This window comes from Vibrio sp. B1ASS3 (assembly GCF_905175355.1).
Taxonomy (GTDB): domain Bacteria; phylum Pseudomonadota; class Gammaproteobacteria; order Enterobacterales; family Vibrionaceae; genus Vibrio; species Vibrio owensii.
In genome coordinates, this window is the sequence record NZ_HG992742.1 from 1 (window position 1) to 10984 (window position 10984).

At 46.4% G+C, this 10984-nt stretch carries 12 protein-coding genes; 3 read left to right on the top strand and 9 right to left on the bottom strand.

Going from position 1 to position 10984, the window contains the following annotated elements; translation table 11 throughout:
- The 9 genes from mioC to KJB05_RS00045 all read right to left on the bottom strand — a co-directional run bounded on the left by mioC (window position 1) and on the right by KJB05_RS00045 (window position 6892).
- Window positions 1-441, bottom strand: coding sequence for an FMN-binding protein MioC (gene mioC, locus KJB05_RS00005; protein ID WP_005440825.1), 441 nt, complete (start codon window positions 439-441; stop codon window positions 1-3).
- Between the two features lie 103 nt (window positions 442-544).
- A complete protein-coding gene (gene mnmE / locus KJB05_RS00010; RefSeq protein WP_208444980.1) occupies window positions 545-1906 on the bottom strand; it encodes a tRNA uridine-5-carboxymethylaminomethyl(34) synthesis GTPase MnmE in 1362 nt (453 codons plus the stop codon).
- Between the two features lie 133 nt (window positions 1907-2039).
- Window positions 2040-3662, bottom strand: coding sequence for a membrane protein insertase YidC (yidC, locus tag KJB05_RS00015; protein ID WP_005440828.1), 1623 nt, complete (start codon window positions 3660-3662; stop codon window positions 2040-2042).
- Between the two features lie 2 nt (window positions 3663-3664).
- The gene (gene yidD / locus KJB05_RS00020; protein ID WP_078608021.1) at window positions 3665-3922 is read right to left on the bottom strand and encodes a membrane protein insertion efficiency factor YidD; all 258 of its coding nucleotides are present in this window, start codon (window positions 3920-3922) and stop codon (window positions 3665-3667) included.
- On the bottom strand, window positions 3889-4212 hold the full coding sequence (gene rnpA / locus KJB05_RS00025) for a ribonuclease P protein component (protein ID WP_009699098.1): 324 nt from the start codon (window positions 4210-4212) through the stop codon (window positions 3889-3891). The genes yidD and rnpA overlap by 34 nt, the downstream gene beginning before the upstream one ends.
- A 46-nt stretch (window positions 4213-4258) precedes the next feature.
- Window positions 4259-4393: a 50S ribosomal protein L34 gene (gene rpmH / locus KJB05_RS00030; protein WP_005378825.1), complete on the bottom strand. Its 135-nt coding sequence runs from the start codon at window positions 4391-4393 to the stop codon at window positions 4259-4261.
- Window positions 4394-4635: 242 nt separating this feature from the next.
- A complete protein-coding gene (locus KJB05_RS00035) occupies window positions 4636-5373 on the bottom strand; it encodes an amino acid ABC transporter ATP-binding protein (RefSeq protein WP_005440831.1) in 738 nt (245 codons plus the stop codon).
- Window positions 5370-6041, bottom strand: a complete 672-nt coding sequence (locus tag KJB05_RS00040; RefSeq protein ID WP_005440833.1) for an amino acid ABC transporter permease — start codon at window positions 6039-6041, stop codon at window positions 5370-5372. Before KJB05_RS00040 ends, KJB05_RS00035 begins: the two co-directional genes overlap by 4 nt.
- A 104-nt stretch (window positions 6042-6145) precedes the next feature.
- Complete coding sequence (locus KJB05_RS00045; protein ID WP_005440835.1) at window positions 6146-6892, bottom strand: amino acid ABC transporter substrate-binding protein; 747 nt, start codon at window positions 6890-6892, stop codon at window positions 6146-6148.
- A gap of 430 nt (window positions 6893-7322) precedes the next feature.
- Here KJB05_RS00045 and dnaA point away from each other — a divergent pair, with 430 nt between their 5' ends.
- The 3 genes from dnaA to recF all read left to right on the top strand — a co-directional run bounded on the left by dnaA (window position 7323) and on the right by recF (window position 10982).
- Window positions 7323-8729: a chromosomal replication initiator protein DnaA gene (gene dnaA, locus KJB05_RS00050; protein ID WP_005440837.1), complete on the top strand. Its 1407-nt coding sequence runs from the start codon at window positions 7323-7325 to the stop codon at window positions 8727-8729.
- Between the two features lie 63 nt (window positions 8730-8792).
- Window positions 8793-9893, top strand: a complete 1101-nt coding sequence (gene dnaN, locus KJB05_RS00055; RefSeq protein ID WP_208444981.1) for a DNA polymerase III subunit beta — start codon at window positions 8793-8795, stop codon at window positions 9891-9893.
- Between the two features lie 9 nt (window positions 9894-9902).
- Entirely contained in the window at window positions 9903-10982 is a 1080-nt protein-coding gene (gene recF, locus KJB05_RS00060; protein WP_208444982.1) for a DNA replication/repair protein RecF, read from the top strand.
- Window positions 10983-10984: the final 2 nt, after the last annotated feature.

Below are 10984 nucleotides of genomic sequence, written 5' to 3' on the forward strand. Positions count from 1 at the left end.
TTAAGCGGTAAAGCGTGCCAGATTCTCCTTCAACCACACCTCTGCGGCGTCTTCAGGTACATCATGGCTGAGTACATCAATCTTCAAGCAGTCAGTGATAGGCGTTGCACCAATGTCTTCTAACAGGTCATAAGCATGCTGGCCTGCAGCGCAGAATGTATCGTAGCTTGAATCTCCAATCGCAATCACTGCGAACTTCACATCGGCCATCTTAGGTGGTGTGTTTTGTAACGCAGCAATAAAAGGTTGGATATTATCTGGGTATTCGCCCGCGCCGTGAGTTGAAGTGATTACTAGCCAAGTGCCTTGGTTCTCGATCGATGACAATTCTGGTTGGTTGTGGATCGTCGTTTCTAAACCGTTTTCATTGAGCAGATCACTCAGGTGATCACCTACGTATTCTGCGCCACCTAACGTACTGCCTGTAATAATGTGGATCATGTGTCTTCCTTTATTGAGCCATACTCACGCCTTGGGTAACCACAGTGCGTCAGTACAAAAAGAAACGCGGCGTTAAACTTATGCTTAACACCGCGCGTTTTGATTATTTACCGATACAGAATGAGGAGAAGATTCTGCCGAGGAGGTCATCAGAGCTGAACTCGCCAGTAATCTCATTCAAGTGCTGCTGAGTAATACGCAGCTCTTCTGCCAAGATTTCCCCCGCCATATAGCCTTCAAGCTGTTCTTGGCCGATTTGAAGATGCTGAGCCGCACGTTCTAGCGCATCTAGGTGACGACGACGAGCCATAAAGCCGCCTTCGGTATTGCCTGAGAAGCCCATGCACTCTTTTAAGTGAGTACGCAAAGCATCCACACCTGCGCCTGTTTTTGCTGAGAGGCGAATCAGTGTCGGATCGTTTACATGGCAGATCCCCATATCTTCGCCCGTTTGATCCGCTTTGTTGCGGATCACCGTCATGCCAATACTGTTTGGCAAGCGATCAACGAAGTCTGGCCAAATGTCTTTTGGATCCGTTGCGTCGGTTGTGGTGCCATCAACCATAAACAGAACACGGTCTGCTTGGGCAATTTCATCCCATGCACGCTCGATACCGATTTTCTCTACTTCATCAGAAGCATCACGCAGACCTGCGGTATCGATGATGTGTAAAGGCATGCCATCGATATGGATGTGTTCACGCAATACGTCACGCGTAGTACCGGCGATATCCGTAACGATAGCGGATTCTTTGCCGGATAGAGCGTTCAATAGGCTTGATTTACCTGCATTAGGACGGCCTGCAATCACGACTTTCATGCCTTCACGCATGATCGCGCCTTGGTTGGCTTCTTTACGTACTGCATCGAGGTTATCGATGATAGCTTGTAGGTCACCAGACACTTTACCATCGGCCAAAAAGTCGATTTCTTCTTCTGGAAAGTCAATAGCCGCTTCCACGTAGATACGCAAGTGGATCAGAGATTCCACCAGCGTTTGGATGCGTTGTGAGAACTGGCCTTGTAGTGATTGCAGTGCTGATTTTGCTGCTTCTTCTGAGCTGGCATCAATCAGGTCGGCAATTGCTTCTGCTTGAGTTAGGTCCATCTTGTCGTTTAGGAAGGCGCGTTCTGAGAACTCACCAGGTCGAGCGGCACGTACGCCGTCGATACCTAAGATACGCTTAATCAGCATATCCATTACCACAGGGCCACCGTGGCCTTGCAGTTCAAGTACGTCTTCGCCTGTAAACGAATGTGGGTTAGGGAAGTACAGGGCAATGCCTTGGTCTAGCACGGTGCCATCTTCCGCTTGAAATGGCAGATACTCTGCGTAGCGAGGCTTTAGCGTCTTACCTGTGACTTCTAGTGCCACTTGATTGGCCTTAGGGCCAGAAACACGAATAATGCCGACACCACCACGACCGGGTGCGGTAGCCTGAGCGACAATCGTATCTGTAGTCATAATCTTGCCTTTTGAGCTGGGCTATAGGGTTTACACCCCTAGGGAGCCAGAACCAATTAATTAGCTGAATTGTAATCAGCCAAAAACAAAAAGGCGACCTTTTGGCCGCCTTTCTTATGCTTTTCTATCAAGGTTACTTAGTGTGTAAGCCTTTTTTCTCCAGCGCTTTGTAAATCAAAGTTTGCTGGATAAGCGTAACGATGTTCGACACCAACCAGTATAGAACTAGGCCTGATGGGAAGAACAAGAAGAAGAAGGTAAACATAACCGGCATAAAGGTCATGATCTTCTGCTGCATTGGATCCGTTACTGTTGTTGGGCTCATCTTCTGGATTAGGAACATTGACGCACCCATCAGTAGAGGCAGGATGTAGTAAGGGTCCTGCGCTGAAAGGTCATGAATCCAACCGAAGAATGGAGAGTGACGTAGCTCAACCGATTCCATTAGTGCCCAGTAAAGCGCGATGAAGATAGGCATCTGTAGGATAAGAGGTAGACAGCCACCCAGTGGGTTCACTTTCTCTTTCTTGTACAGTTCCATCATTTCTTGGCTCATACGCTGACGGTCATCACCGATGCGCTCACGCATTGCTTGCAGCTTAGGCTGTAGCATGCGCATTTTCGCCATAGACGTGTATTGCGCTTTCGTTAGTGGGTACATTGCACCACGAACGATGAAGGTCAAACAGATGATTGCCACACCCCAGTTACCCACAAAACTTTGGATGAAAGCAAGCAGTGAGTGAAGTGGTTTAGCGATGAACCATAGCCAGCCGTAATCCACTACTAGGTCTAGGTTTGGTGCCACAGCTGCCATTTCGTTTTGTAGCTTAGGACCAACCCATAGTGTTGCTTCAAACTTCGCTTGGTCACCCGTTGCGATAGTTTTGTTTGGCATACGTACGCCGATGTCACCTAGGTTACCAATCACGCGAGTGTACAGGTTAGTACCTGGTTCGTTGCGTGGGATCCAAGCTGCAGCGAAGTAGTGTTGGATCATTGCTGCCCAACCTTGGCCATCTGCTAGGTTGATAGACAGGTTACGATCCTGCATATCTTCAAAGCTGTATTTCTTGTAACGAACGTCTTCTGTTGAGTAAGCACCGCCACGGTAAGTTGGCATTGTGATGCTACCACCAGCGTCCATTAGGTTTTGACGCAAGTGAGCGTACATACCAAATGTTGCGTTGTTACCAGAGTTGTTCACAACATCGTATTCTACGTTCAGCGCGTAGCTGCCACGTTTGAATACGTAAGTCTTGATGTATTCGATACCGTTTGCAGTGAATGTCATTGGAACGCGTAGTTCGTCTTGACCGTCAGCTAGAGTAAAGCTGTCTGCGCTCACGTTGTAGTGAGGACGGTTAGTGCTGCTAAGGTCGATACCTTGAGGACCCACTAGACCGCTTTGTGCGATGAACTGGTGGCCTTTAGTGTCTTTTAGCAGAACGAATGGGTCTGATGAATCAAGTTCAGCAGCGTATTTGTTCAGGTCGGCATGTACCACATCGCCACCAACGGTGTCGATCGACAGAGTTAAAACATCAGTCGTTACTGTGATAGTTTTTGCAGAAGCTTGCTGTTGGCCAGGAACTGGGTCCAAGTCATCAGCAAAAGATGGTGCAGGTAGAGTACTGCTTGATTGAGCCTGTTCAACCGCTTGAGGTGCTGGATTCTTTGCTACTTGCCATTGTTGAAACAGCAAGAAAGAAACCAGTGCCAGAGCGATAAGCAGGATATTACGTTGAGAATCCATCGTTAGTTATCTCTGTCTTGTTTTTGGACTGGTGGAACGGGGTCATACCCCCCTTCATTCAAAGGGTGGCATTTTAATAGACGTTTGCCTGATAACCAACATCCTTTTACAAAACCGTGAGCTCTCAAAGCTTCTAGCGCGTAAGTGGAACAAGTTGGAGTGAACCGGCAACGAGGACCAATCAGAGGGCTGATAAACCAGCGATATAGATTAATGAGCCCAATGGCTATCCACGTGAAGGGCGAGACAGGCGATGCCATAGCTTATCAAACAACTTAAATAATTCCTCATTGCTTAAATCTTGCGCGCTTTTCTTTGCAATCACAACAAAATCTTTATTTGGAAGTTGATGTTGATTGTTACGAAAGCTTTCACGAGCCAAACGCTTAAAGCGGTTACGACCAACAGCAGTTTTGATTTGCTTTTTCGGAACAGCTAAACCTAATCGAGGATGAGAAAGTTTGTTATTGCGTGCAATGATGGTGAAATGAGGCGAGCCAGCTCGATGAGCTTGCTGGAAGACGTTTTGATAATGCTCGGGAGTTAACAAGCGTAACTCCCGATTAAACGCGTACGTGTTCAAAATAAACTAGCGATTATTTTGATAGGCGCGCACGGCCTTTTGCACGACGTGCGTTGATAACTTTACGACCGTTCTTAGTTGCCATGCGAGCACGGAAGCCGTGAGTACGCTTGCGCTTTAGAACTGTAGGTTGAAAAGTGCGTTTCATGATAATTACCTTTACTGATCAGTAGTTTTAGGTTCTTGTTAAACCCGGCGTGGGCATTTTGCTTTCTTTATATAAAGAAGCTCTTTATTAAAGAAGAACAACCGACGCCTCTCAACAAAGAGGCGGAATTGTAATCACACTCACATAATGTGTCAATGACTCATGAGTACGAAATTCCGGCCGGGCGATTATACGTAGTGTGAGTAAAATCTCAAGGATCGATTGATCTTGATGCTTGATCTTTACTCTATTCCAACTTGGTTAAGGAATTTTTTCAAACGAGGATCTTGTGGATTGTCGAAGATATCTTGTGGAGAACCTTGTTCAACGATGTTGCCTTCGGCCATAAAGATCACTCTATCCGCCACTTCTTTGGCAAATTGCATCTCGTGCGTGACCACTAACATGGTTTGATGTTGATTGGCTAACTTCTTCATTAATGAGAGAACTTCTCCAACCCATTCAGGATCCAATGCAGAAGTTGGCTCATCAAAAAGCAGCAGTTCCGGTTGCAGTGCCATCGCTCGGCCGATACCCACACGTTGTTGTTGGCCACCAGACAGAGCCGCTGGATAACTTTCTCCTTTATCGCCAAGACCGATGTCATCCAGAATTTCTTGAGCACGCTTGAGAGCGTCTTCTTTTTTCCAACCGCGTACCGTGATCAAGCCTTCTGCGATGTTCTGACGCGCATTCATATGAGCAAATAGGGCATAGTTTTGGAAAACAAACCCAGTTCGGCGGCGTAGAGCTAATACTTCGGCTTTGGTATGTTTTTGTGTATCGACGGAGATGTCATCGATGGTAATGCGACCTTCATCGGCTTGCTCTAAGAAGTTAACAGTACGTAGAAGTGTCGATTTACCCGTACCGCTTGAACCAATGATAACGATGATCTCACCTTGTTTGATATCGAGATCAATACCTTTGAGGACTTCTGTTTCGCCAAAGCGTTTGTGGATATTTTCTAATTTGATCATCGTACGTACGCCTTATTCAATTTCGCTTCTGCCCAAATTTGTACTCGAGTCAGAATCACCACCACACCCCAGTAGATAAGAGCGACGGCAAGGAAAGCTTCGAAGAAGCGGAAGCTAGAAGAGGCTTCCATTTGCGCTTTAGCCATGATTTCAGCCACACCCAGCGTGAAGGCGAGGGAAGTGGACTTAATCATATCGATGAAATAGTTCATTAAAGAAGGCAGTGCGACTCGCGTTGCTTGTGGCAAAATTACCCGACGCATCGCTTGAGGTGTTGTCATCCCCACTGACAAGCTCGCTTCCATCTGGCTGCGATCAATACCAATGATGGCGGCGCGAATACTTTCTGCCATATAAGCAGCAAAGTGGAGCGTTAAGCCAATCACTGCCGCGGAAAAGGCATCAATGCCCACCATGAATGGGAAGATTTGCGGTAAGCCGTAGTAGAGCAAAAACAGTTGTACCAAAAGTGGAGTACCACGGAAGAAGCTGATGTAAAGTTGGCTCAATTGGTCGAGAACTGGCAGCTTAAATACGCGAATGTTCGCTAAAATAACGGCTAGAATCAGTGAAAAGACCAATCCCCATGTGGCCATTTCCATGGTTGTGCCAAGATACTTGAGCAGTATCGGCAACAGTTCCAACATGTAATTAAAATCAAATCCCATACGACTTACCTTGAGAAAAGAAAAGGTGGAATACGAAGTTCCACCTTGTCATTGAGTTAAAAAGGACGCGAGATAAAGCTCTGCGTCCTAAAAGAAGAGAAGTTTTACTTAGTGATGTCGGCACCAAACCATTTCACAGAAATCTTCTCTACTGTTCCGTCGGCACGCATCTCTTCAAGTGCTTTATTCACTTCTGCCTGTAGCTTACGACCTTTTTCGTTATCAACGAATGGCCAAGCGTTTTGAATCGTTTCAAATGGTTCACCCGCAAGTTGTAGCGGTAGACCGGTTTTCTTAATCAGTTCTAATGCAGACAGACGGTCCATAACGAACGCATCAGCACGGCCTAGCGCTACATCGTGCTCAATACCAGTATCGTAAGTCTTGATGTTGATCTTGCCGTCTTTGTCGTAGCTGCGAAGCAACTGCTCAAAGTTAGAGCCTAGGTTAACCGCAACGGTTTTGCCTGCTAGATCTTCTACACCTTGGATGCTGTCGTTGCCTTTACGTACGGTAATTTGCGCACCGTCTACTACGTATGGGTCAGCAAATAGGTATTTCGCCTTACGTGCGTCTGTCATGGTGATCTGGTTTGAGATGGTATCAATACGGCCCGTTTCAAGAAGGCCAAACAAACCAGAAAAGTTCGCTGTAACGTATTCGATCTTGTAATCGTTACGTTTACCGATCTCATCCCACATATCCACTTCAAAGCCTTGCAGCTTATCTTGCTTCACAAAGGTGAATGGGAAGTAACGGCCAGACATGCCTACTTTTACTTCAGTAGCGGCTTGAACGGTCGCGGCAGACAAAGCGATGGCTGCAACAGCAACCTTAATCCAGTTTTTCATAATACATCTCCATACTTTTATGGTTGGAAATACTACTGTCAGTTAGCTCAATTAAAGAAATAACCAAGTGCAATAACCTAGACCTCATAGTAATAAGATCTTATTTGGTATAGATAGTAGCCAAGATATAGGGATAAATGATGAAAAAACGATCGGAAAGAGCAGAAATGACGATCGAAAAAAATCGATGAACCGAAATTCATTCACAGAGTTATCACCAATTGCTCGATCTAGCTGATTTTGCCCAAATGTGGATCAATGTGTGGGCAAATTTGGGGCAAGATGTGTTGATCTCGCTTAGTTGGGCGAAATAATTGTGAATAACTTAGATCTTATTCACTGGATCGTCGATCAATTGCTGGCGATCTTGGTTATCAACAGGTAAAATTGCCAGTCTTTTCCGATAATTCAAATACTCAGTGGGGGCACCGTGTCATCTTCGCTTTGGTTGCAATGTTTGCAGCAGCTTCAAGAAGAGCTACCAGCTACAGAATTCAGCATGTGGGTTCGTCCGTTACAAGCGGAGCTCAATGACAATACTCTCACTCTGTTCGCTCCAAACCGCTTTGTTTTGGATTGGGTTCGCGACAAGTACCTGAACAGCATCAATCGTCTACTGCAGGAATACTGCGGTAACGACGTTCCTAGCTTACGCTTTGAAGTGGGTAGTCGCCCAGTTGCAGCTCCTAAGCCGGCACCGACACGCACGCCAGCTGATGTGGCCGCTGAATCTTCAGCACCTGCGCAATTGCAAGCTCGTAAGCCTGTGCATAAAACGTGGGATGACGACGCTCAAGCGATCGCGAACATCAATCATCGTTCAAACGTGAACCCAAAGCACAAGTTCAACAACTTCGTGGAAGGTAAGTCGAACCAACTCGGTTTGGCTGCAGCACGTCAGGTTTCAGATAATCCGGGCGCAGCCTACAACCCGTTGTTCCTTTACGGTGGCACGGGTTTAGGTAAAACGCACTTGTTGCATGCTGTGGGCAACGCGATTGTGGATAACAAGCCAAACGCGAAAGTGGTGTACATGCACTCTGAGCGTTTTGTTCAAGACATGGTAAAAGCACTGCAAAACAATGCGATTGAAGAATTCAAACGTTACTACCGCAGTGTTGATGCGCTTCTTATCGATGACATTCAGTTCTTTGCTAATAAAGAGCGTTCACAGGAAGAATTCTTCCATACCTTCAATGCGTTATTGGAAGGCAACCAACAGATCATTCTTACTTCAGACCGTTATCCAAAAGAGATCAGCGGTGTGGAAGATCGTCTAAAATCACGTTTTGGTTGGGGTCTAACGGTTGCGATCGAGCCGCCTGAATTAGAAACCCGCGTAGCGATCTTGATGAAGAAAGCGGAAGACCACCAAATTCACCTAGCGGATGAAGTGGCGTTCTTTATTGCGAAGCGTCTACGTTCTAACGTTCGTGAACTGGAAGGTGCGCTGAACCGCGTTATTGCAAACGCCAACTTCACAGGTCGCCCAATTACGATTGATTTTGTTCGTGAAGCGCTGCGCGATCTGCTTGCTCTACAAGAGAAGCTTGTAACGATCGACAACATTCAAAAGACGGTCGCGGAATACTACAAGATTAAAGTGGCGGACTTGCTGTCTAAACGCCGCTCTCGCTCGGTTGCTCGTCCTCGCCAATTGGCGATGGCGCTGGCAAAAGAGCTGACCAACCACAGCTTGCCTGAAATTGGTGATGCATTTGGTGGTCGTGACCACACCACGGTGCTGCATGCATGTCGCAAGATTGAGCAGCTGCGTGAAGAGAGCCACGATATTAAGGAAGATTACTCTAACTTGATTCGCACCCTGTCTTCGTAATCGGTTAGAATGACAGTATTCTAAGCAAATCATTAATTGAGCTGACAGCGTAAAGAGCCAAGCATGAAATTTACCATTGAACGTAGTCATTTAATCAAACCGCTACAACAGGTTTCGGGTGCACTAGGTGGCCGACCAACCCTACCAATTCTTGGTAACCTACTGATTAAAGTAGAAGAGAACGTGTTATCCATGACCGCAACCGATTTGGAAGTGGAATTGGTGAGCAAAGTGGCTCTAGAAGGGGATTTTGAAGCGGGCAGCATTACCGTTCCTTCTCGTAAATTTCTTGATATCTGCCGTGGTCTACCAGATGACTCTATCATCACCTTCGTACTAGAAGGCGATCGCGTACAAGTTCGTTCAGGCCGCAGCCGTTTCTCACTGGCGACGCTTCCAGCGAACGATTTCCCGAACATTGAAGATTGGCAAAGCGAAGTTGAAGTATCACTGACTCAGTCTGAGCTACGTACGCTGATTGAAAAAACACAATTCTCGATGGCGAACCAAGACGTTCGTTACTACCTAAACGGCATGTTGTTTGAAATCGACGGTACGACGCTACGCAGCGTGGCAACCGATGGTCACCGTATGGCAGTGTCTCAAACACAATTGGGTGCCGACTTTGCACAGAAGCAAATCATCGTGCCACGTAAAGGTGTACAAGAGTTGGTGAAACTGATGGACGCGCCAGAACAACCTGTTGTGCTACAGATTGGCAGTTCAAATGTACGTGCAGAAGTAAATAACTTTGTCTTCACATCTAAGCTTGTTGATGGTCGTTTCCCTGATTATCGCCGCGTAATGCCACAAAGTACGACCAAAACACTAGAAGCAAGCTGCGATGAATTACGCCAAGCGTTTTCTCGTGCAGCGATTCTTTCTAATGAAAAGTTCCGTGGTGTTCGTGTGAACCTTGCCGGCAGTGAAATGCGTATTACTGCAAATAACCCTGAGCAAGAAGAAGCGGAAGAAATGCTAGACGTGACCTTCGAAGGTGACGCTATTGAGATTGGCTTCAACGTAAGTTATGTGCTGGACGTACTTAACACCCTACGTTGCGATAATGTGCGTATATCGATGTCAGATGCCAACGCCAGTGCGTTGATTGAAAATGCAGACTGCGACAGTGCCATGTACGTGGTGATGCCAATTCGTCTGTAAGTCATCTGAATGCCACTTTCTCGCCTCATCATTCAGCAGTTTCGAAACATTAAAGCCTGTGATATTAACCTATCAGCAGGCTTTAACTTTCTTATTGGACCGAATGGCAGCGGCAAAACCAGCGTCCTAGAAGCGATTTATTTGCTCGGACATGGCCGCTCTTTCAAGAGCTCATTGACTGGCCGAGTTATCCAAAATGAGTGCGATGAACTGTTTGTTCATGGTCGTTTTTTGAACTCGGATCAATTTGAGCTACCTATTGGCATTAATAAGCAGCGTGATGGCTCAACAGAGGTTAAAATAGGCGGTCAATCTGGGCAAAAATTGGCGCAACTTGCACAAGTTTTGCCTTTGCAGTTGATACACCCAGAAGGGTTTGATCTCCTTACGGATGGTCCAAAGCATCGTCGTGCATTTATTGATTGGGGCGTGTTTCATACTGAGCCAGCTTTCTATGATGCATGGGGGCGCTTTAAGCGTCTCAACAAGCAACGCAATGCTCTACTTAAAACTGCCAGAAGTTATCGCGAACTCAGTTACTGGGATCAGGAAATGGCACGTTTGGCAGAAAATATCAGCCAATGGCGAGCGCATTACATCGAACAGATGAAAACCGTAGCGGAAACCATCTGTCAGACATTTTTGCCAGAATTTGAGATCCAATTAAAGTATTATCGTGGATGGGACAAAGATACCCCTTATCATGAGATACTAGAAAAAAATTTCGAGCGTGATCAGTCGTTGGGCTACACCTTTAGTGGTCCGAATAAGGCTGATCTGCGCATTAAAGTGAACGGAACGCCTGTTGAGGACGTTTTGTCACGCGGTCAATTAAAACTCATGGTGTGTGCATTGCGTGTAGCGCAGGGACAACACCTTACCGAAATGACCGGAAAACAATGTATTTACCTAATTGACGACTTTGCGTCGGAATTAGACAGCCAACGTCGCAAGCGTCTTGCTGACTGCTTGAAAGAGACGGGCGCACAAGTATTTGTAAGCTCTATCACTGAAAGCCAAATCGCCGATATGTTGGACGATACGGGCAAATTGTTTCATGTGGAACATGGCAGGATAGAGTCAAACTAGAA